Annotated in this window: 18 protein-coding genes; 8 read left to right on the forward strand and 10 right to left on the reverse strand. The window is 36.8% G+C overall.

Annotated elements, in window-relative coordinates:
• Positions 1-31: 31 nt before the first annotated feature.
• The 3 genes from AC1M9P_RS13295 to AC1M9P_RS13305 form a co-directional block, all read right to left on the reverse strand.
• Positions 32-1,777: a SulP family inorganic anion transporter gene (locus tag AC1M9P_RS13295; protein WP_481587922.1), complete on the reverse strand. Its 1,746-nt coding sequence runs from the start codon at positions 1,775-1,777 to the stop codon at positions 32-34.
• A 115-nt stretch (positions 1,778-1,892) separates the two neighbouring features.
• Positions 1,893-3,305, reverse strand: coding sequence for an amidase (locus AC1M9P_RS13300; RefSeq protein ID WP_481587923.1), 1,413 nt, complete (start codon positions 3,303-3,305; stop codon positions 1,893-1,895).
• A 188-nt stretch (positions 3,306-3,493) separates the two neighbouring features.
• Positions 3,494-4,333: a hypothetical protein gene (locus tag AC1M9P_RS13305; protein ID WP_481587924.1), complete on the reverse strand. Its 840-nt coding sequence runs from the start codon at positions 4,331-4,333 to the stop codon at positions 3,494-3,496.
• Between the two features lie 264 nt (positions 4,334-4,597).
• Here AC1M9P_RS13305 and AC1M9P_RS13310 point away from each other — a divergent pair, with 264 nt between their 5' ends.
• Together AC1M9P_RS13310 and AC1M9P_RS13315 are read left to right on the forward strand one after the other, a co-directional pair.
• Positions 4,598-4,834, forward strand: a complete 237-nt coding sequence (locus tag AC1M9P_RS13310; RefSeq protein ID WP_481587925.1) for a VF530 family protein — start codon at positions 4,598-4,600, stop codon at positions 4,832-4,834.
• A gap of 207 nt (positions 4,835-5,041) precedes the next feature.
• Positions 5,042-5,740 (forward strand): DUF1826 domain-containing protein, encoded by a 699-nt coding sequence (locus AC1M9P_RS13315; protein WP_481587926.1) that lies wholly within the window; start codon positions 5,042-5,044, stop codon positions 5,738-5,740.
• 17 nt (positions 5,741-5,757) lie between these two features.
• Here AC1M9P_RS13315 and zigA read toward each other — a convergent pair whose 3' ends face one another.
• Positions 5,758-6,978, reverse strand: a complete 1,221-nt coding sequence (zigA, locus tag AC1M9P_RS13320) for a zinc metallochaperone GTPase ZigA (RefSeq protein ID WP_481587927.1) — start codon at positions 6,976-6,978, stop codon at positions 5,758-5,760.
• 247 nt (positions 6,979-7,225) lie between these two features.
• Between zigA and AC1M9P_RS13325 the strand changes: the two genes are divergently transcribed.
• Positions 7,226-8,371 carry an RICIN domain-containing protein gene (locus tag AC1M9P_RS13325; RefSeq protein ID WP_481587928.1) on the forward strand — a complete coding sequence of 382 codons (1,146 nt, stop codon included), beginning with the start codon at positions 7,226-7,228 and terminating at the stop codon, positions 8,369-8,371.
• Positions 8,372-9,156: 785 nt separating this feature from the next.
• Here the strand turns inward: AC1M9P_RS13325 and AC1M9P_RS13330 are convergent.
• Genes AC1M9P_RS13330 through betI form a run of 4 tightly spaced genes read right to left on the reverse strand, consistent with a single transcriptional unit; the run spans position 9,157 to position 13,719 of the window.
• Entirely contained in the window at positions 9,157-9,936 is a 780-nt protein-coding gene (locus AC1M9P_RS13330; protein ID WP_481587938.1) for a TorF family putative porin, read from the reverse strand.
• A 14-nt stretch (positions 9,937-9,950) separates the two neighbouring features.
• A complete protein-coding gene (gene betA / locus AC1M9P_RS13335) occupies positions 9,951-11,618 on the reverse strand; it encodes a choline dehydrogenase (protein WP_481587929.1) in 1,668 nt (555 codons plus the stop codon).
• Positions 11,619-11,628: 10 nt separating this feature from the next.
• On the reverse strand, positions 11,629-13,104 hold the full coding sequence (gene betB, locus AC1M9P_RS13340; protein WP_481587930.1) for a betaine-aldehyde dehydrogenase: 1,476 nt from the start codon (positions 13,102-13,104) through the stop codon (positions 11,629-11,631).
• 33 nt (positions 13,105-13,137) lie between these two features.
• Complete coding sequence (betI, locus tag AC1M9P_RS13345) at positions 13,138-13,719, reverse strand: transcriptional regulator BetI (protein WP_481587931.1); 582 nt, start codon at positions 13,717-13,719, stop codon at positions 13,138-13,140.
• Between the two features lie 248 nt (positions 13,720-13,967).
• On the opposite strand from betI, the gene AC1M9P_RS13350 reads away from it, so the two are divergent.
• The gene (locus AC1M9P_RS13350; RefSeq protein ID WP_481587932.1) at positions 13,968-16,004 is read left to right on the forward strand and encodes a choline transporter; all 2,037 of its coding nucleotides are present in this window, start codon (positions 13,968-13,970) and stop codon (positions 16,002-16,004) included.
• A gap of 34 nt (positions 16,005-16,038) precedes the next feature.
• Positions 16,039-16,647 carry a MarC family protein gene (locus AC1M9P_RS13355; protein ID WP_035268656.1) on the forward strand — a complete coding sequence of 203 codons (609 nt, stop codon included), beginning with the start codon at positions 16,039-16,041 and terminating at the stop codon, positions 16,645-16,647.
• A gap of 69 nt (positions 16,648-16,716) precedes the next feature.
• Here the strand turns inward: AC1M9P_RS13355 and AC1M9P_RS13360 are convergent, their stop codons facing one another.
• Positions 16,717-17,331, reverse strand: a complete 615-nt coding sequence (locus tag AC1M9P_RS13360) for an OmpW/AlkL family protein (RefSeq protein ID WP_481587933.1) — start codon at positions 17,329-17,331, stop codon at positions 16,717-16,719.
• Positions 17,332-17,652: 321 nt separating this feature from the next.
• Between AC1M9P_RS13360 and AC1M9P_RS13365 the strand changes: the two genes are divergently transcribed.
• Genes AC1M9P_RS13365 through AC1M9P_RS13375 form a run of 3 tightly spaced genes read left to right on the forward strand, consistent with a single transcriptional unit; the run spans position 17,653 to position 20,757 of the window.
• Positions 17,653-20,106 carry a heavy metal translocating P-type ATPase gene (locus AC1M9P_RS13365; protein ID WP_481587934.1) on the forward strand — a complete coding sequence of 818 codons (2,454 nt, stop codon included), beginning with the start codon at positions 17,653-17,655 and terminating at the stop codon, positions 20,104-20,106.
• Between the two features lie 23 nt (positions 20,107-20,129).
• Positions 20,130-20,525 (forward strand): Cu(I)-responsive transcriptional regulator, encoded by a 396-nt coding sequence (gene cueR / locus AC1M9P_RS13370; protein ID WP_481587935.1) that lies wholly within the window; start codon positions 20,130-20,132, stop codon positions 20,523-20,525.
• Positions 20,526-20,559: 34 nt separating this feature from the next.
• Positions 20,560-20,757, forward strand: coding sequence for a heavy-metal-associated domain-containing protein (locus tag AC1M9P_RS13375; RefSeq protein WP_481587936.1), 198 nt, complete (start codon positions 20,560-20,562; stop codon positions 20,755-20,757).
• Positions 20,758-20,832: 75 nt separating this feature from the next.
• Here AC1M9P_RS13375 and AC1M9P_RS13380 read toward each other — a convergent pair.
• Positions 20,833-24,024: BapA/Bap/LapF family large adhesin (locus AC1M9P_RS13380; protein WP_481587937.1), on the reverse strand; the 3,192-nt coding region annotated here is incomplete at its 5' end.

The raw sequence follows: 24,024 nt of genomic DNA on the forward strand, positions 1-24,024 counted from the left end.
TTGATAATTCTTACTTAAGAATATCAAATTCTTATGCAAAAGATGATTTATTTTCGCTGAAATGCGGGTCTAATTCATATACTGCTTGGAAATGAGTGAGGTATATTTTACCTGTCAGATGTTGTATCCAATTGGTTGAATTTAAGCGATCCATAACAGGACCTTTAACTTCGCTTAAGTGTAGTTGAATATTGAGTTTAGATAACTCAGAATTCATTTCTTCAAGAGTCTCTAAAGCTGAATAGTCAATATTACTAATACTGGAACAGTTAATGACAACATGTTGAAGCTCATCATGTTGGCTAACCTCTGAAATAATAAATTCCTTCAGGGTGTTTGCATTGAGAAAACTCAAATTTTCATCAATTCTCACCGAAACGAGCCTTTTACTGGTAATGACTTGGTGCCTTGAAATATTTCTAAAATGCTGCGTGCCTTCAACGAGACCAATCACTGCAATATGTGGACGGCTAATTCTCCATAACAGCAACACGAATGTTGAAATAATACCCACCATTAAGCCTGTCGTAATATCTACACACAGCACTCCTAAAAATGTGAGTGCCATTGCTAAACCATCTGCTTTAGAATATTTCCAAGCCGTTATAAAAGGTTTAATTTCAACAAGTTTCCATATCGACACAATGATTGTTGCAGCCAATACTCCTAAAGGTAAATATTCAAATAGGCTTGTAAAATATAGACTGACCACAATAATAAGTAGGGAGGATAAAACGCCAGCCATAGGTGTTTTAGCACCAGCATCAGCATTGACCACTGTACGTGATAAGCTACCAGTGACAGGAAATGCGCCACTGATTCCAGCGCCAAAATTTGCAACACCGAGTGCAACAAGCTCTTGATTACTGTTCAAATTGCTACGTGATTGAAAAGCCGTAGCTTGCGCGATCGAAATAGATTCAACGAAACTCACCATAGCGATCATTGCTGCACCAGGAAGCAGTATTTTCACCATGTCCCATGTCCAGTACGGCATTTGAATAGGGGGTAATCCACTTGGAATTTCACCTACTGTCTTAATTCCATAGGCAGTTAAATTAAAGGATTGAACCAGTAAGATTGAAAATAGCACTAAGCATAACGGTAATGCTTTTTGTACAAATTGCATTAATTTTTGATGATTTGAAAATGCTGAAATTTTAAGTAATTGAGGTAAATAAATGAGCGCTAAAATTGAAGCTAAACCCAAAGATAAGCTGGCCAAATCATATAAAGAAATGTATTGAGCCAAACTTGCAAAAAATTCGATTAAATTGCTGGATTGCAATGGAATATTAAGAATAAATTTTATTTGACCTAACGCAATTAAGACGGCAGAAGCAATGATAAAACTCTTAATCACAGGATGGCTTATGAGACGAATCAAAAAACCAAATCTAAACAGTCCCAATAAAAATGAAATTATGCCAACCATTACTGCTAGCAAATAGGCAGCTTGGATATAGACTGGTGAACCCACTTCATATAATGGCTGTAGCGTGGCAAAAGTCATCATGGAGATTAATGCAACTGGACCAATTGAAAGGGTAGTACTCCCTCCAATCAATGCATAAGCAATCATAGGGATAATACTGGCATATAACCCCATAATTGGAGGTAAGCCTGCAATCATGGCATATGCCATGCCTTGTGGTACAAGCATTGCAAGTACGATCACAGATGCAAGGAGATCAGATTTAAAATCTTGAGTATTGTATTTTTTTAACCATTTCCAAGCTGGGATGATTCGTTCCACAGAATGCTTCGTTAAATCCATACAAATCTCTAAATCACATTTATGTATATATTATGCATAAAAAGTGATAAGCAAGCACTGAGTATTGTTGATAAGGATCATCAAGAATTTGATTAATGATCCTTAGTGTATGAATTTAATCGTATATTTTTTTAAAAGGTTGTATCTGTTCAAGCTGATAAGCGAGATCTATCAGTAAACGTTCTTGTCCCAAATCAGCAGAAAGCTGAATACCTATCGGTCTTGAATCTAATTTGGTCATACCCATTGGTAATGATATCGCAGGCGCTCCAGCGATATTTTGAATAGGTGTGAATGCCACATAATTCCTTAAACGCTCAAATAAAACATCAAATTCGAGTTGAGGTGAAAGATATCCAATTTGAGGCGAAACATGCGCTAAAACTGGCGAAAGGATGACATCATATTGTTGGAAGATTTGTTGATAGATGCGCTGGATTTGCTTTAAACGGTATAAAAATAAAGGGGTTTTATAGAAATTTTTCTTGTACAAGTTTGCAAGCCCAACTGTTAGATGATCTAACTCATTCACGTTAAAATCTTTGCCAAGTAGCGGTTTTCCAAACTGTTGAATCATAAATGATAAAAAACCCCAATAGTGGCTGAAATCATCTACAAACGAATCTGAAATAGGAAGTGAAAATTCTTCAATATGATGACCTAAATTCCTGAGTAATTGAGCAGTAGACTCAACAGTTTGACGCGTCTCAGCATCAGTATTGGTTTGCAATGAATCATAAACAAGACCAATCCGTAAAGGTTTGCTGGATGGATGCTGGATTAAGCCAATTTCGGTTAATTTTTTTGGCTTATATTGTTTTTCCATTTCAGCAAAGAAAAACGCGGTATCACGCACAGAACGTGTTAAAACACCATCTGAAACAAGGTCAATTGGTAAATACCGCGAACCTTCATTTGGATGCCAACGACCACGTGTCGGCTTTAAACCGACTAAACCGCAATTTGCTGCAGGAATTCGTATCGAACCACCACCATCATTTGCATGTGCAATTGGTACTACGCCTGATGCAACGAGTGCCGCAGCTCCACCTGAAGAAGCTCCACACGAATAATCAGTATGCCAAGGATTGCGTGTGTAATCCCCAGACTTAAATTCTGTTGAAGCATTTAAGCCAAATTCAGGCATTTTGGATTTACCCAGAGCAATTAAGCCTGTATCTAACATTTGTTGAGTAATTTTAGAGTTTTTGATCTTTTCCTTGGATTTGAACGATGTTGATCCTTGTTGCGTAGGAAAACCAATAAGATCCAAATTATCCTTAATACATGTAGGGATTGCAGAAAAAATCTGATTTGGTTTAAAAGTAGGCGATTTAAGTATTTGTTCGAAGTTTTCGAATTCAATTGCATTTAGCAGAGGATTTACGAATTTTGCGCGTTCAATCGTAGCTCTTAAAACTTCATCAATTGAGATGTCTTTAGATTGAATTCTGTTTGAGAGCTCAATCGCATCACTTGTACCTAATATATCATCCGTGAAAGCATGAATTCTTTTTTGATTATCCATAATCGATTTTCTTTAAAATTGACTAAGCATATGTATACACATGAAATATTGATTTGTCGATTGACCAGAGATTGATTCTCCACAATTTCGCATAATGTATATTATGTTAAATAAGATCTCTGAGACTAGTAGCCTACACAACACTGTATGTAGCTACAGCTCAGTACCGTGATGATCTTAAATTTTTATTATGGGATATCAAAAATAGACTGCCAGTTGCCTGGCCCACCATTAGAAAAAGATGTACCTTCTTCTCCATCCCAAGACCCAATAAAGTCTTCGGTCATACCTTCTGTCATCGTGTAATGTAAAGATGTAGGATAAGGCATTTTTCTTTTTAAATAATTTAATCTATAGTAATCATATTGATCAGGAAATTCATGATCATCGATCGAAACTAAAACTAAATTGGCAATATCTCCATCATTAACAATAAATGTCTTAGGATCAGCATTCATAGTAATTGCTTTCTTAAGTAATTCAGAATTGAATTGAGCAACTTCAGCAAGAATAGTTAATAATTGTTCTAGGTCATGCTCTCTAGAAATATTTTGATCACCAGTTGATGGAATTCTATAAGAAATAAGTTCTCGTTGAGCTTTTAATTTTAATGTCACAGACTTTAAACTCTCAGCCATAGGAGAGTTAAATCGTTTTAGCCAATCAAACGCAGAGTTGATAGCATCTTTATGAGAAATAGTAATAAGTTCCCCATTATTCCACTTTTTATCTGGTAGTGTGTAAGCAACTGCTCTTGTTAGCGATAAAGCTGCATAATATTCAAAATATGGAGTTGCTAAACGCATGCCATTTTCTTCAGAAAAATTTAGCGCATTCAAAATTACTGTAGCATTCAATATCATTTTTGATGCAAGATAATGTCGGCAAACCCATTCTGAGTTTAAGTCAGGATTCCATTGTTTTGCTAAATCATTTTCATAAAGTGTAAAGATACTTTTTTTTACACTACCAAGCTTAGCTTTATCACATAAACTAAATAGTTCTCGATAAGAATATTCTAAATCCATTTTTACCTTAATTTTTCGTCATTCTGAAGTCACACAACTTCAATTTATGTTAAATAGGATATCTTTAACAGCGCACCAATACTAGATATTGTCTTGTTACATGGCATAAAACAACGAATGATTAGAATTCACATTAGAAAAAAAATTTAAAACCAAAACACAATCTGTCATTATCGATGGTTCATTGAGTATAGAAAGCAACGTTCTTAATTTTTGACTGGCTCAGGTTATAATACCCATCTTACACAATTCAGTTGATCAATTATGAACACATCCAATGACCCTTTACATGGCAAAAAACTTGCTGACATTTTAGATGAGTTATTGGATTACTACGGAGGCTTTGAAGGATTAAGTCGTAAAATTGAAATTCGTTGTTTTTGCATCGACCCGAGTGTTAAATCATCTTTACGATTTCTACGAACTACACCATGGGCACGTGAAAAAGTTGAAAGCTTATATTTGTTTGTTCTCCGTCAAAAAGCTAAACAGAAATTGTAGCCAACAAAAAACTTAAGCTATGTTTAGCTTTTTACACCCAATTGTAGAATAGCCTTAATGCGTATCTATCGTTATTGTTGACAGTGTGTAGTTATGGGTGGAAGCCCCACTCTCCTACTACATAGGACAACGATCAATCATCTAAATCCAGTCTTATCAAGTCTAGAGCTAAAAGCTATAATATGTTTTTAAAAAGTTTTAGATCATATGCTCGAACTCATTCACTCATATCCTCAAGCCAAATTGGTGAATACTTTCCAAGCATTAGCGAATGAAGTTTTTGAAGACCCTATCAATGCTTTATGTTGGTATAGGCATTTAGACTTCAATTTCGAAGAAATCGTTAGAAAACTTACACTCATAGAAGATATTACTGAAATTACCATCGCTCAATTAGAGCAACTCAAACTTTCAGACTCTGCAAGCAAAGCGAGAGACATTATTATTAATGATGTAACGTTGCTCACCGAATTGGGCGCATCGCCGTCTTTAAACTTAATTAAGCAATATCAGCGTGATGAAGAATTGGATTTTATCAGCACTGATGTATATTCTTTTCATGTAGATCGATCGCCATTAGCAACGGATACATATTTGTGTACCTATTACGGGGTGGCTAGCGATATTATTTCCAATGAACAGGTTGAACAAAAAATTCTAATCCCAGAAATCCGTCAAAAAATTAAATCATTGTTTGATGGCGAAGACCATGAGTTTGACGATTTTCTTGAAGAGACCTATATGGATCTTCACTATCAACCTAAAAATGGTGCAACACCTTTAAATTTAGGAATTGGTCATCTCTGGCGTTTGGCTGTAGATCATCCTGATCAGAAAGCACTTCCTTGTGTTCACCGTGCTCCAAAAGAAAATGCAGGAGAACTCAGATTACTCTTAATTTGTTAAGGAATTCCTTGCTCAATTTAGGCGAGTAATTCTTTTTCAGCTTCAAATGGATTAAAGAAATTACACCAAACGATTGGTCCTAAACTCATCTCCGAATCAGTAAGTAAACATTGATCAAAATTTTGGATTAATTGCTCTTTATCCATCTCTTGTCCAATTAAAACAATTTCCTGTCTGGCATCACCCGTTTCTGGATGCCAACTCGATTCAATTTCCTGAATAGATTGCGTATCTTGTGGCCATTCCTCTTGTGGTACCGAAGCCCACCAATATCCTGCTTGACCATGCCGAGCCATACCTCCAGCTTGTGACCAAGCCATAGCCATTGTTGGTTCCGCAGCAAGCCAAAAAAATCCTTTTGAGCGTATAACACCTTTCCATTCTGAATGAATAAAATTGTAAAAACGTTGTGGGTGAAAGGGTCTTCTTGCTCTGTATACGAAACTTTCGATTCCATATTCTTCAGTTTCAGGCTTATGCTCTCCTCTTAATTCTTTTAACCAACCAGGTGCTTGTGAGGCTTCATCAAAATTAAAAAGCTCTGTGTTGAGTATTTTATCGAGTTCAACCTGACCAAATGTGGATGACTCAATTTTTGCTCTAGGGTTAAGCTTTTTGAGAATCGCATAAAGCTGGGACTTCTGATGCTCATCGATTAAATCAGTTTTGTTTAGAATAATAACATCACAAAATTCGATTTGATCTATCAGTAAATCCACAACAGTACGTTGGTCAAATTCTCCAAGTGATTCGCCACGATCATGAAGAAGATCATATGAACGATAATCACGTAAAAAATTGAATGCATCGACTACGGTCACCATGGTATCTAAACGAGCGTACTCATTTAGAGATACGCCGTCTTCATCTTCAAACGTAAATGTTTCGGCTACAGGTAGAGGCTCTGATATTCCGGTAGATTCAATGACGAGTTGATCAAATTTTTTCTCTTCCGCTAATCGTCTTACTTCTACTAATAAATCTTCTCTCAAAGTACAGCAAATACATCCATTACTCATTTCAACGAGTTTTTCTTCCGTTCGTGATAATTCCGCCCCACCTTCTCTGACTAAAGCCGCATCAATATTGACTTCTGACATATCGTTCACAATTACTGCGACACGTTTTCCTTCTCTATTATTTAAAATATGATTTAAAAGTGTGGTTTTTCCTGCACCAAGAAATCCAGATAGCACAGTGACAGGTAATTTATACGGTTGTGAAGAATCAATATTCATGGTGAGTTACTCGTTTTCATGTTCAACCACATCATTTGATCGCTTATTGCAATCAATGAATGATCTTGATTTTTGAAATAACCTAAATCATAATTGTTATGTTATAACATTTCAATATGTTTATTATTTAGTTAAACTTAAATAAAATTTATTTATAGTGTTTCTAAGTTGTATTCATCACTATAGAATCATAAGTAAAACTAAAGAATCTATAACTTAATTTTTATAATCATATGAGCATATAACAATGAATTTGAACGATCTCATTATTCGTACCACTTTAAGTACTTCTGTGTTACTTGTAGTTTCAAATGCGTATGCCGTGGTTGCAGGCGGAATGGTTTCGACTGACTACCATTGGAACAATATTCCTGCAAATGGCTTTGCAACACTCGAAAATCAAATCATCATTACCAATGAGCCAGGAAATGATGGTAATACATTTTGGGCCAATCAATTTTCATTAAAAAATGGAAATATCGGTTATGTTGGATTACAGCAACGAAGCAATGATGAGAAGTATTTAAATTTCTCAATCTGGAAAACGACATCTTGGAAATCAGGATACCCTGCGTATTGCAGACAATTTGATCATGAAGGTGATGGCGTTCAATGTGACTTACCTTATGAATGGAAAGAAGGCACGAAATATAATTTTAAGATTGTGAAAAATAATGACAGTACAGTCTCAGCTTTTGTTAAAGACATGAGTGCTGGTAAACAACTTGAAATTGCAAAAATCAATGTGCCTCAGACCTGGGGTGGTTTTGATAGTTTAGCTACATTTACCGAAAATTTCAGACAGCACCAACAACCCAACGGTATTTATGGCTATAACAGTTGTAATGATGTTCATACATCTGTTTCTGCCACCTATTCTGCAATAGCAAACTCTTCAATTAAGTCTAAATCACAAACGACTAAAACTTATGGAAATTGTGTACAAGTGGCATCAGCGCATTGCACGGATGATTCTACTTGCATTTCTACTGTGAATAATGCCAATTACACCCAGCAAAAACCTTTCATTTTGAAAAATGGTGCACGAGGTTTTTGTGCAGATAGCTTGAATGGTGGTCAACAAATGGGATTGTATTCATGCGATCCCAACAACGGCAATCAACGTCTGAGTACGGATCACACCCATCGCTTATATTTAACTCATCGGGATGCGTGTTTGATGGGCGATGTTAAAGATAATTTTGTTAAAGTTGCGCCGTGCAATAATGATAGTAGTCAACGATGGCTGTATAGCCGCCATACAAGCCAATATATCAACTTAAAAACAGGTCTATGCCTTGATGCCGCAGATGGTGCAAATAGTATGGCACGCTTACAAATGATTGGATGTCAAAGCAATAATTCATATCAAACGTGGAAAATTACACGTTAACTTATTAACTTCAGAGCTTTGAGTAATAAAGCTCTGAAGTTCCATCCTGAAATTTTGAATTTTTTAGTGACTATTTCTAATTTTAATACAATTTACTGGTACAAAAAGCGAAATGGGTTCATTAATTTGATAGTAACAAGTGTGTAAGCTGCAGTTGTAGTATTGATTGGCGTAATAAAAATAAAATCAATTAAAAGTATACTGCATAAATCTCAGCTATTTTTCCGATAGCGCCGTTAAGGATGATAAAAAATTCTTCAAAATATTAAAACTTAATAAATGAGATTAGACGTTTAGTTGTTTATCTCTGAAGATTGCAATCAAAAGCCCTTTTTTAATATTGGAGAGAATCAAATTCTAACCTCATGTTTAATATGAATATTCATAGATTAATTTTTTTAATTCATTGCCCTTCATGAGTTATAAATTATATGGGTATCTAGTTGATTTATGAATTTGGCTGAAATCAGTTAGTACTTGAGCATAGTCATCTATGTAACCTCAAAAAATCTTATTGAACTTTTTTAACAATAACTATTTCTGAATAGATTCTTGAATAAAAAAATTGCGTAAAATTTTACTCTCCTCGTCACATTCATGACCTATTTTTGGTCAATCCTCACTTCTATTACTCATTAAATAAATACTAAGTTGATAAGTTTCTTCAATAATATCTTATGTGTCGAGATTTTATTTATTGATGAGTTTAATTTAAAAATTACAATTTTCCTTAGGCTATTTTGGTGTTCAGAATTTAAGCCTAAGCATTTGTGGATTTTCTTAAATTAGAAACTATAGGTGAAAGACACTACACCTAAATTTTTCTGTTTTTCGTTATAGCGGTTCTTACCACCAAAAATATATTGTCCACTCAATCCGAGTTCTGGTGTCAAGGCATAATCTAGCCCGATAGATGAGAAGCGATAAGCAAATTCTCGTTTTGTATCACCGAGCTCTAGACCTTCATATTTCCCATTATCATTAAAATAGCTCGCTGCAGCACTTGCTGTAGCAGATAATTTATCATTGAGTTGGTGGGTATATATTACGTTTAGATAAGTATCCCCTTGGTTTGCATACACGACATCATATGTATATGCAGATAAACTGGTTGATAAAGAGTTTTTATCATTGAATTGGTGTGTGGCAGTTACCCCCATTTCATTGGAAGTTGTATTTGACGCGTTCGGATAGAAATAAGTGGCATTCCAAATATTCCAATTTGTCCTACCAGTATCAAAACTGTAGCCGACAATAAAGTCGTGCTCTAATTTATCAGTTTTACGGCGCTTATCACCATGAAGTTCAGCATAAGAGTAGCCAAGTGTAGAACCCCAATACCCGACATAGAAGTTGTTATAACTGAGGTTTAGACCTGTTTGAATTGCGAGGTCATCATTTTCTGGTGCATTTGTTAAACCACGTGAAATGTATTTGGAGGTTAATGTGACATATCCATCAAATTGAATTGGTGAATTTGTTTCTTGACTCGTAGAATTTGCATAACTGGGTAAAATAATAAAGCTAGCAGTGCTCAACAGCACTGCTTGAGTCGTTTTAATCATCATAAAATTTATAATTAAGAAAATGAGGGTGAAGTTTCTGCACGATAAAATGGTGCATCTGAAGGGGTTAAAGCAGGTCGATTACGAATGTGATCTGCAATCTTCTCGGCCATCATGATCGTCGTTGCATTGAGGTTACCAGTAATAATCAGCGGCATGATAGAAGCATCGACCACCCGCAACCCATCTATTTCATGGACACGACCGTAACCATCCACAACAGCTAAATCATCTTCGCCCATTTTACAGCTACACGAAGGATGATACGCTGTTTCTGCATGATTTTTTACAAATTCATCAATTTGCTGATCTGTTTTTAATGCTGAACCTGGACTAATTTCTCTACCTCGATACTGATCTAATGCAGGCTGATGCATAATTTCTCGTGTAATTCTCACTGCATCACGGAATTCGCGCCAATCTTGCTCAGTGCTCATGTAGTTAAATAAAATGCTCGGATGATCAAAAGGATTTTTCGAGGTTAAGCGAATTCTTCCTCTTGACGGCGATCGCATAGATCCAACATGTGCTTGAAAACCATGTTCATTGATTGCATTGGTACCATTGTAGTTAATTGCAATAGGTAAAAAGTGATACTGGAGATTTGGCCACTCAAACTCATCACTAGAGCGAATGAATCCACCTGCTTCAAAATGATTGCTTGCACCAATTCCTTTACCCAAAAACAGCCATTCAGCGCCAATTTTAGGTTGGTTATACCATTTTAATGCAGGGTAAAGACTGACGGGCTTCTTACATTGGTATTGAAGATACATTTCTAAATGATCTTGCAAATTTTCACCCACTCCCGGTAAATCTTGTACAACCTTTACATCCAGTGACTCTAATAATGACTTAGCTCCTACCCCTGAACGCTGTAAAATTTGAGGTGATGCAATAGCACCTGCGCACAGCAATACTTCTCGCTCAGCATAGACCTTGTGTAAATTAGTTGCATCTTGACCAAGAATGTATTCAACACCGATAGCTTGTTTTTTTTCAAATAAGATTCGATTGGTTGTGGCATGCGTAATAATCGTTAAATTCTGACGACCTTTAGCCATATCTAAATAGCCACGAGCGGTACTGGAACGTCTGCCTTGAGGTGTCACCGTACGATCCATTGGACCAAAGCCTTCTTGTTGGTATCCATTTAAATCATCCGTACGTGGATATCCAGCTTGCACACCCGCTTCAACCATTGCATGAAATAACTCATTATTGTCTGACTTTGGCGTAGCAACACTTACTGGGCCTTGATCACCGTGATATTCATTTGCACCAATATCTCTAGACTCTGCTTTTTTATAGTAAGGTAAACATTCAGCATAGCGCCAATGACTGAGTCCTTTCATTTGAGACCATTGTTCTAAATCCATGGCATTCCCACGGATATAACACATACCGTTAATTAATGATGAACCACCTAAACCTTTACCACGTCCACATTCCATACGGCGGTTATTCATATGTGGTTCTGGATCGGTCAAATATGCCCAATTATAACGTCGACCTTGTAAAGGATAAGCCAAAGCAGCAGGCATTTGAGTTCTAAAATCTAAACGGTAGTCAGGGCCACCCGCTTCAAGGAGCAGAACTTTAATATCTGGATCTTCGGTGAGTCTCGCTGCAAGTACATTCCCAGCAGAACCTGCACCTATGATAATGTAATCATATGTCATAGTGTTCTCCTTAGGCTTTAAATACAGATTGAAATGGACTTAATTCCACTTGTACGGATTTGATTTGCGTGTAGTGTTGTAAAGTCGTCAAACCATTCTCTCTTCCTACACCAGAATGCTTATAGCCACCGACTGGCATTTCAGCTGGCGATTCCCCCCACGTATTGATCCAACATATACCTGCTTCAATCTGATGAATGATTCGATGTGCTTTGACAATATCAGGGGTAACCACGCCAGCAGCCAATCCATAAGAAGTATTATTAGCGCGACGAATCACTTCTTCTTCTGATGTATATGTCAAAATACTCATCACAGGACCGAAGATTTCTTCTTGAACAATGGTCATCTCATCTCGACAATCACTGAAGACTGTAGGCAGTACAAAAGCACCATGTTTTAAATGATCATCTGTTGCTCTAGAACCACCACACACTAAACGTGCTCCCTCGCTTTTAGCAGAATCGATGAATGCCAAAATTTTATTCATATGCGCAAAGCTAGATACTGGTCCAAAATTTGTTTTCGGATCAAGTGGATCACCTAAGCGGATATAAGGAATACGTTCTAAGAGCTTTTCTTCAAATTTTGACTGTAATGATTCTGGAATAAATACTCGTGTCCCATTCGTACATACCTGTCCAGAGCTATAGAAATTTGCCATCATTGCAATATCTGCAGCTAAGTCTAAATCAGCATCTTCACAAATAATTAATGGTGACTTCCCCCCCAACTCCATCGTGACTTCTTTAAGACTCGATTCTGCAGCTTGAGCCATCACTTTTTTTCCAGTGCTCACACCACCAGTAAATGAAATTTTCGCAATATCTACATGCTGGCTTAAATAGGCACCAATATCACCGCCCCCTGTTACAACATTGAATACCCCATCTGGCACTCCAGCTTCGGTATAAATTTCTGCCAATTTAAAGGCTGTTAATGGGGTAATCTCGCTGGCTTTGAAAATCATTGCATTCCCCGCCGCCAAAGCAGGTGCTGACTTCCATAAGGCAATTTGAATTGGATAATTCCATGCTCCTATACCAGCTACAATTCCCAAAGGTTCACGGCGTGTATAGACAAATGAATCTGTTCTTAAAGGAATCTGTTGACCCTCGAGTACAGGTAAAATTCCAGCGTAGTATTCGAGTACATCAGCCCCTGTCACAATATCTACAGTCGATGTTTCACTATATGCTTTACCACTATCTAAGGACTCAATGGTGGCAAGTTCATCATTTCTTTCACGTAAAATAGCTACAGCTTTATTTAAAATTCTTGAACGCTGCATATAAGTCATTTCAGCCCAAACTTTCTGTCCTTGTTTGGCAGATAGAATGGCTTGATCCACATCCTGTTGAGAACATGCTTGAATGGTCGCGAGAACTTGCCCCGTGGCTGGATTAATCGAATCAAAAGTTTGACCTGATTGAGCATCGACGAATTGTCCATGAATATAAGGACGTTGTAATGGGAATTTATTCATACGATTAGCCTCAGATATAGTAAATATTAAAAATTATTGTGTAAGTTGCTGCTGGATAAAGGCATGGCAAAGACGGATAGAAAGATCAGTATCAATCTCACTTCTTGTTAACGCGCCCCTTAACCAGAACCCATCAATTAATGCAGCCAACCCTTGAGCTGCTTGCTCAGCTTTTAGGGGGGTTAAACGTTTTAAAAACTCATGTTTTAAATTTGAATGTAGACGACAGTGATTCACTTGCTGTAATCGGTGTAGATCGGGTTGATGCAAACTAATAGCCCAAAACGCGAGCCATACTTTCATCGCGGCTTGATTGGTCTGAGGAGTTGCAAAATTGGCTTTAACAATCGCCATTAAACGATCTTCTGGAGAATGTCCAACCTCTGATTTTAGATCCCTTACACTTTCTCCAAGTTGCTGTAGTAAATAGCGCATGGTTGCCTCAATCAATCCATTCTTGCCACCAAAATAATGACTAATAATACCCGTGGAGACACCTGCTCTTTGCGCGATCTGTTGAATGGATGCATCAGCAAAACCGAGCTCATTTACAGTGGAGAGAGTGGCATCAATCAATTGTTGACGACGAATGGGTTGCATACCAACTTTTGGCATAAGATGACCTAAACTTACAGGAGATTATAATTAGCGTTTATCAATAAGAACGCTGTAACATTAGTAAACGTTTTTTTAATTGAACGTTCAATCAATAAAAATTATAGTGCTATTACTTCCATGATGTACAGCTCAGTTTGTTTTGTATTTGCAAAAGTTTGTAATTGTGGATCAAGCAAGCTTCTATCAGGATATAAATCGAACTGCGCTGTAGATCATTTTATTACTCATTGAATGGTCACTGATTTATGCATAACAAAAATGATCAAACGCAGGATAGTTTGAATAAGGTCGTGTTCTATGTATCAGCATCATTGATACTTTTGTTTTCGATCACCACAATTTTGTTTAATGAAGCTGCAAATAACGTCATTACACAAACCCTCAATTGGGTAAGCAGAACCTTTAGTTGGTATTACCTGTTGGCTGCGACACTCTATTTTGTCTTTATTGTATTTATCGCATGCTCTCGATATGGCGAAATTAAATTAGGACCTAAACACTCTAAGCCTGAATTTAGTTTACTGAGTTGGTCTGCAATGCTCTTTTCTGCGGGTATTGGTATTGATCTCATGTTCTTTTCCGTGGCTGAACCTTTATCGCATTACATGAACCCACCTGTGGGTGAAGGACAAACCTTTGAAGCAGCACGTCAGTCCATGGTATGGACCTTGTTTCATTATGGTTTAACTGGTTGGAGTATGTATGCATTGGTTGGTGTAGCCTTAGGTTACTTCAGTTATCGTTATAACCTTCCCCTTACGATCCGTTCAGCTCTCTACCCTATTTTTGGAAAAAAAATTAACGGTCCTATAGGTCACACTGTAGATACAGCTGCCGTCTTAGGTACGATTTTTGGTATCGCGACTACCTGTGGTATTGGTGTCGTACAACTCAATTATGGTCTTCATGTTCTCTTCGATCTACCTGAAAATTTGTGGATTCAAGCTGGTCTGATCGGGATCGCAGTGGTTATTACTGTCATCTCAGTAACGGCAGGTGTGAATAAAGGGATTCGCGTACTTTCTGAAATCAATATCTATGTCTCGATTGGGTTACTCCTCTTTATTCTTTTGATTGGTAATACAGAATTCTTACTCGCGGGCTTAATCCAAAATTTAGGCGATTACCTCAGTCAATTTCCGAAATTGAGTTTGATGAGTTTTCCCTTCGAGCAACCTAAAGAATGGATGAACAGTTGGACGCTTTTCTTTTGGGCTTGGTGGATTGCATGGTCGCCATTTGTCGGTCTGTTTTTAGCACGTATTTCTCGTGGTCGTACCATTCGTGAATTTGTATTTGGTACGTTGATTATTCCTCTACTATTTACATTGACTTGGCTATCCATATTTGGAAATAGTGCGCTCCACAATGTAATGTTTGATGGCAATGCACAACTTGCAACAACCGTTTTAGAAAATCCAGCGCATGGTTTCTATGACCTACTTGCACAATATCCTGGTTTTACGTTCTTAGCCGGTATAGCAACAATTACAGGATTATTATTTTACGTTACTTCTGCAGACTCAGGCGCTCTTGTTTTGGGTAATTTCACAACAAAATTCACCAATATCGAGCATGACTCTCCAAGATGGCTCAGCGTATTTTGGGCTATAGCCATTGGTTTACTCACCTTGGCGATGCTGATGGCAAATGGTATTACTGCCTTACAGAACACAACCATCATCATGGGTCTGCCTTTTAGCTTTGTCATATTCTTTGTGATGGCGGGTTTATACAAATCCTTGAGATTGGAAGATTTCAGACAAGCCAGTACTAGCTTGAATGCCGCGCCAGTCGTGGGCAATGTGGATATTCTCAATTGGAAAAAGCGACTCAGTCGCGTAATGCTGCATCCCAGCCATGAACAAACATTAAAAATGTTAGATGATGTGTGTAAACCTGCAATGGATGCCGTGGCACAGGAACTTTTATCCAAAGGTGTCAAAGTCGATGTGAATACTAAGCGTCTTGAAGATAATGCTGAACTTTATCATTTGGACCTCATTATCCACTTGAATGAAGAAGAAAATTTCGTATATGAGATTTGGCCCGTTCGTTATGACACCCCTAACTTTAGTACCCGTGCTAAACGAACAAAGCGTTATTACTATCGTTTAGAAAGTTACTTGTTTGAAGGTTCGCAAGGTAATGATTTGGTCGGTTACAACAAAGAACAAGTGATTAACGATATTTTGGACAAATATGAACGTCATATGATGTACCTTCATATTAACCGAATCAGTCCAGGTAAACGTCCACAATTTCCTGATCGTGACATTTAGTTAGTAGTAGCTCATCTAAACAAGGAAAATGACTATGTCAGAAAGTCTAAACGCCTTTGCTCTATTTTTTTCGTTGCTCAATCCCTTTTTAATGAGCATTTATATGCTTGGGATTATTCGAAATTCAGATGCAAAAGTTTTTAATATGGCGCTGATCCAAGGTAGTTTGATTAGCTTTGTGGTTTTTGTCATTTTTGCTAAAACAGGTGAAGCCTTTTTTAATGATGTACTTCATGCACGATTTGAATCTTTCCAAATTTTTGGTGGGATCATTTTCTTGGTGATTGGTTATCGTTATGTATTTGAAGGTGCTGATACGATTGGAGTCATGCGTGGAGCACCAAATCATTTGGCTGGTACAATCGCCATGCCATTTATGATCGGTCCAGGAACGATTTCTGCATCTGTGATTACAGGCATTCAATTAAGTTTATGGCAGACGATTACAGTCATCTTTATGACCTTATTCTTAACTTGTAGTCTTTTGATATTAATGAAATATTTGCATGATAATTTACAACATAAATATTCTAATTATATCGACTTATATGTAGATATCGTGGGTCGTGTTGCTGCATTGCTTATCGGTACGATTGCCATCGATATGATCGTGACTGGTGTTACTGGGATCATCAATGGCTAATTGAAGGTTGTTGTTGATATTTATAAAAAAGGAGTCTTGGCATTGACTCCTTTTTTTAAACCCTAATATTTAGAATCTATATCCGATATTTAAACTATACACCGTTGGATCTACGTCCACACTTCCTACCTTTTCTCCATTTACTTTTACATCAGTTTTGATATCCGCATATCGGATATCAGCACCAACACTCCATTGAGGGTTCAATTGGTAATCTACGCCTATTTGACCTGCTAAGCCAAAAGAATCTGAGAGATCAAACTTATCACCACTATATAATCGGTCATTAAAAAAATAGGTGTAATTTAAGCCAAGACCCACATAAGGTTGTAACTTTTCATTGGGCAAGAAGTGATATTGCACACTGAAAATTGGAGGTAAATGTTTTGTTTTTGCGACTTCATTACCAGCAACATTAATTTTATGTTCAGGTGGCAAACCGACTAACACATCAAATGCGATATTTGGTGTATAAAAATAAGAGATCGTACCAGTGACTCCCCAAGCATCATCTATTGTAACTGGTGATGTTCGATTAAAAATACTACCTGGAGAAGATGTGGGATCAATATTGCTAATCGCACCTCTTATCTTCCATTTATAATCTGCGCTGTGCGCATTAGAACTTAATGCCACGGTACTCAATAAAATCGCGAATAAACCAAAAGTTAATTTATCATTCATATCATTACCCATTTTTTATAAATATCTGAAATTTTGAAGATTGTTAATCAATTGAATTGAATGCTTTAGATCATATCGATAATTCTTTTTGATGGTTATTTTTTATTCTGATTTGTTTTGATGATTTTTTATTTAAGAAAATTTATTCAATTTAAATGGATTTTTGGAATATTGTTTTTAATTTAAGTGAGGAAAGAACGTACGCCTATTTTGAATTCCATTCAGTAATAATAAAACAGGAAACAAATCTTATTGACCTTACCACAATGGGAAGGTTTAGAATGACCATGACCTTATTTCAATCAGCATATGGAGTTAAGTATGTCTTCTACTTCAACTAAATCTATTCAAATCAACATTGAAGGAATGACCTGTGCTGCTTGTGTAAGCCGAGTTGAAAACTCATTGAAAAAAGTCGATGGTATTCAAGATGCCAGTGTGAACCTCGCGACTGAAATAGCTCAAATTGAGTTAACAACAGATGTACAAGATCAACAAATCATTCAAGCCGTAAATAAAACAGGTTTTAACACTAAAAAATGGGCAACAATAAAATTAAAAATTTTAGGCATGACTTGTGCTGCATGTGTGAGCCGAGTTGAAAGTTCTTTACTAAAAGTACCAGGTGTATTGGCAGCACAAGTAAGTTTGGCGACTGAGACAGCAAGCATTGATCTACTTTATCAAGTTCCTGTTTATCAAGTTATTGAGCGAATTGAAAGATCAGGGTTTGAAGCTGTACTTGAACAAAAAGCAATCACAGCACTTCCAGATCGCGAACTTCAATCAAAAAAAATTCTCAAGCATTTTATTATCGCACTCGTACTCAGTTTACCTATATTTATCATTGAAATGGGGTCGCACCTCTTGCCTTCATTTCATCATTTTATGGGTACTTACATCAGTCAAAATCAGAGTTGGTTATTCCAATTTATCCTTGCGACTTTAGTTATTTTTGTACCTGGACGGCATTTTTTCACACAAGGTATCAAGTCACTGATAAATTTACATCCTGACATGAATTCTTTGGTGAGTTTAGGATCAGGAGCTGCCTATTTATATTCTATTGTTGCTACGTTCTTTCCAAGTTTATTGCCACAACAGTCAGTGCATGTCTATTACGAACCTGCAACACTCATTATTACATTCATTTTGTTAGGCAAATATCTAGAAGCACGAGCTAAAGGTCGAACTTCCGCAGCGATACAACATCTGATTGGCTTACAACCTAAAACAGCGCGGGTTAGAGTATCTGACCTCCAGACTGAAGATATCTCGATTGATAAAATTACAATCGGTATGCAGGTTGAAGTGCGGCCTGGTGAAAAAATTCCTGTAGATGGCGTGGTTATTTCAGGTGAAGGCTTTGTAGATGAATCAATGATCAGTGGAGAATCTTTTCCAATCCACAAATTGATGGGTTCAGAAGTCGTTGGTGGAACCCTCAATCAAAATGGATTTCTTGTCATTGAAACTAAGCATACTGCTGAAAGTAGCATTTTATCTTCAATTATTCAGTTGGTTGAAAATGCTCAGACACAAAAGCTCCCCATACAATCTTTAGTCGATAAAGTCACCTTATGGTTTGTTCCAGTTATCCTCTTGATTTCGATGATTACTTTCATCGCGTGGCTGGTGATTGGACCTGAACCTAATCTCAGCTATGCTTTGATTAACGCCGTTTCTGTTTTGATTATTGCATGCCCTTGTGCGATGGGTCTTGCAACCCCAATGTCGATTATGGTTGCGACGGGACGTGCTGCTGAACACGGAATTTTATTTAAAAATGCGACTTCACTTCAAAAACTTCGAGAAATTTCAACATTTGCATTTGATAAAACTGGAACCCTAACAATAGGTCAACCTGCGATTAGTCATATCGAGATTTTCGCACCATTTACACATCAACAGGTTCTACAAACTGTTGCATCTGTTGAATATCATTCCGAGCACCCAATTGCTAAAGCGATTGTTCAATATGCATCCGATCATCATGTAAAGATGATCGAAATATCAGAATTTAAGAGTATTTCAGGATTCGGTATTCAAGCACAATTGAATGGTCAGGATATTAAAATTGGATCTGTAGAGTTCATTACTCGAGAAAATGCTAAGATTTCTCATACACTCTCTCACCATCAAAGATTACTAGATGAAGCTCAAACACCAATCGCGGTCTCCATCGATGGTGAGCTTGCATCAATTATTTTAATCACGGATCAATTAAGACCTGAAACCTACGAGGTTATGACTCAACTTAAAAAGAACGACAAGCACATTGCTTTGATTACTGGCGATCATCAAAATGCAGCGCAATATGTGGCGAATCAACTTAATATCAATGCAGTTTATGCACAGGTCAAACCACATGAAAAGTTAAACATCGTTGAGACCCTTCAAACGCGATATGGAAATGTTGCTTTTGTTGGTGATGGGATTAATGATGCTCCAGCACTTGCGCAAGCTCAAGTCGGTATTGCGATAGGTTCAGGTACAGATGTCGCCATTGAAACGGCTGACCTTATTTTAATGTCATCAAATTTGAATAACTTATCTAAAGCCATCAAATTAAGCGAAATGACCATTAGAAATATTCATCAAAATCTGTTCTGGGCTTTTTTATACAATATTTGTTTGATTCCGATTGCTGCAGGCGTCCTTTATCCCTTGACTGGTATCCTGCTCTCACCTGTTTTGGCTGCGATCGCAATGGCACTTTCTTCGGTATTTGTATTAGCGAATGCCTTAAGACTCAAAACTTTGAAATTAAATTAGCAGCTTAAAACAAAGGAAAGATCATGAATATTGGCGAATTAGCACGACGTTCAGGCTTAACTGCTAAAATGATTCGATATTACGAAAAAATCGATCTCATTTCTGTTCCGATCAGAAGCGCTAGCGGTTATCGTGTTTACACAGAGCAAGACCTTTCGACTTTAAGTTTTATTAAACATGCTAAAGATCTTGGTTTTTCGATCGATCAAATCAAAAGTTTAGTTGAGCTTTGGAAAAATCCTGACAGAAAAAGTGCTGATGTGAAAAAAATTACAGATCAACATATCCACTTTTTGACAGAACAAATTCATTCGATGCAATCAATGATTTTAAAATTAAAGGCTGCGAGTCAGATGTGCTCTAATGATTCGAGTTCAAACTGCAGTATTTTGAATAAAATTGAACATATTCAATCGTGACAGTGATAAATGTTAACTAACGCAAGAGGTTATTATGAAATTATTTATTGAAAATATTAGTTGTTCGGGTTGTGTTAAAGGTGTCACTGCATCTGTACTGTCACTTGATCCTAATGCTAGCGTAAATGTAAATGTTGCAAATAAAATTGTGGATATTCAAACAACATATGACTTTAAAAAAATCGCTGAAGTTTTAACTGATGATGGTTTTCTTCCTAAATTAAAAGATTAAATTGGCATAAAAAAGGCGAAACAATGTTTCGCCTTTTTTTGTAAAACGCATACCGAAGTATGCGTTTTTAAAGAATTAATAAATGATTTGACCGTTTTGAAGTAACTGCTCCAAAGTCAGATCTGCATTTTGAGGACCAATATTCAACAATTGAGTAGCTTCAAATTGTGTACCTTCACCATCGCGATCGATTGAAATTACAGAATCTTTAACAGTGATATATTTACTTAAGATATCTGCAACTTGATCAATCGAATCTGTTGAGAATGTAGTTGAAGTATTAGCATCAACAAATAGTTGAGATACATCAATTACATCGACACCTGCTTCAAAATCTGACCACGTATCAAAACCATTTCCACCCGTTGCATCGGCTTCATCAAGTAAGTTGAAGATTAATTTATCCGCGATATCGCTTCCAGTGAATGCGTCATTAAATTTCGAACTTGTAAATGATTTGTTTACATCAAAACTTAAAGTAGCTGTTGAAGTCGTTCCACCAACTGTCGAAACAGTATAGCTAAATTCTTCTTTACCAAATCCTTTTCCTGATGGTGTATACGTATAGCTACCATCATTATTGAAAACAAGAGTACCAAATTTACCTTCGACAGTTACACTAGGATTACCACTATAAGTCGACGTCGTTAATCCATTAATAGTATAAGAACTAATAGAATTTAAACCTTCATCATTATTGGAAACGTTTCCAATAACTGGATCTAAAGCAACTGGAGTAAATTCATTCAAGTACGTTGTATTAAACGTGATTGTAGAGTCCTCGAAATAAGCAAGTCCAGGATTAACAAGATTAGCTTGTACAGTATATACACCAGCCGGAAGATCATTTAACTGTAATACTTTTCCAGTAACAGCATTTAATTCACCGGTCTTAACTACAGTACCAGCTGCATTTTTCACTGTGTAACTAATACTACGTGATGAAGTTAAAGATAAAGTACTTTCAAAAGAAATTGCAACTGTACTGACTGAGTTTTCAGCTATTGCAAATTTAGCATCGATAGTACGTTGAGCAAGACCAATATCTAAAATTGTATCATTCACAATAGTTTCTGATTTATTTTGCATTACAATTTCAGATTCTTCAAAATCATCTCGAGCAACAGCTAAATCAATTTTAATTGTTAACGTTTCGAGTGAACTATTTCCATTCTGATCTTTAATAACATAAGTAAATGTCTCGATTTCACCATATGGTAAGCTTGTGCCTTCACTAGGTTTATTTACGAAGTATTGGTAAGTTCCATCCTTATTGAGAATTAATTTACCATAGACACCTTGAAGTTCTGATTCTTCAACAAGCTGAGTATTACCAGCAATAATGATTTCTGAACCATTAGATAATTCAATCTGACCTGAGGTTTGACCGACAAAATCATTGTCTGTTTTAACAGTCGAATAATCATAAAGTGTGTCTTTATTTACATATAGACCAGATCCACCAAGTACATTAAGTCCTGTTGGAACAGTCACTGCATAATAGTCACCCTCTGTAAATTTAAGTGTAACTTCATCAGATTTACCACCTAAAATTACTGTGTACCAGTTATTTATGCTGTGAACTTGGACATATTCATTGGTATCAGCGTTGAATTTATAAATAAATAAAGAGTATGAAGTTAAACTTACACCGCCGCCATCGCCTTGGAAAGTCATTTCACGAACATTATTTTCATTCACTGTGAAATTCATGAACGAAGATAAATCAACTGCACCAGCTTTAATAACTGGATCTAACAAACTTACATCTAGAACTTTGACATTTGTTAATTTAGGCACTTCACCAGTGATATCTTTAATCTCAGGAAGTGGATTGATGATAACAGTATCGTTAATTTCTGATTGTTTTACCTCAATAACTTTGTTATCAATCGATATATTAAGCTTTGCAGAAGCTGTATTACCTAGTTCTGTTTTAACGTAATAGGTAAACTCATCTACTTGCCCGAATGGACCTTTGAAGTCTTCATTAATCTCGTAACGATAGCTTCCGTCTTGATTAATAAATAATGTACCAAACTTACCTTCGATCGCAGTTTCAGAATTACTATTCAACGTAATTGCTGCATTAGAACCAGCCATAACTGACTCTACAATCGTGCCAGTTGGCAGTACATCCTGACCATCAACAGCATCTGCATCTGTGATTACATTACCAGTTGCTTCGCCATCGACTGACACAACTTCATTATAATCCAGAATAATGTCATTCAATACCTTCAATGTATAACCACTTAATACTGTTACCCCAACAGAAGGTGTTAAGAATACAATATATTTACCTTCAGGAAGGCTCACGTTCAATTCTTCAGAAACACCAGCCAGTAAATAAGCTTTCAACCATTGTTTCTCAGTCATGTACTCTTTGTATTGACCAGTTTCTTCATCAAATTGATAAATTTTAAGATCGTACATCGAGACGATCGAAACACCACCTGATTGTGATTTCAATGTTAAGTTGCGAACTGTCCCATCAGCAACATCTACTGTTAATGAATTTTGAAGAACTTCTGTTAAAACATTAGCTTCGAGCACTGCACCCAAGCCAACACTTGCTACCGCAAATGCAGTTTTATCTTCAAGTTGTTGTTCTGCTGAAGGTAATTTAGTAGTCGGGTTAATCACTTCAGGAATGAAATTAACTGAGTTATCCGCTGGAAGTACTATTTCTTGAAGATCATCGACAATACCATTGTTATCTAAATCGTTCACTGCCGGTACTGCTGTATCCAGAGCATCTAAACGAGCATCTAGATCATCTTTAGCTGCTGATGCAGGTAATGCATCAACCAAGCCTTGTGCTGTACCTTTCAACGCATTCAATTCTTCTTTGATCGCTTGTAATTCAGCTTGAGTTGTTGGGCTGATTACACCATTTTCAGCTGCAATTGCCTCTACCAATTCATCATGCTTAGCTTCTGCAGTTTGAACCGCTTGTGTTGCTGCTGCAATCGCAGCATCAACATCATCAGCAATACCATTGCTATCTGTATCGTTCACTGCTGGTACAACTGTATCTAGAGCATCTAAACGAGCATCTAAGCTATCTTTAGCTGCTGATGCAGGTAATGCATCAACCAAGCCTTGTGCTGTACCTTTCAACGCATCTAATTGATCTTTGATCGCTTGTAATTGAACTTGCGTTGCTGGACTGATCACACCATTTTTAGCAGCAATTGCCTCTACCAATTCATCATGCTTAGCTTCTGCAGTTTGAACCGCTTGTGTTGCTGCTGCAATCGCAGC

Source organism: Acinetobacter sp. 25-47-122, from assembly GCF_056779695.1.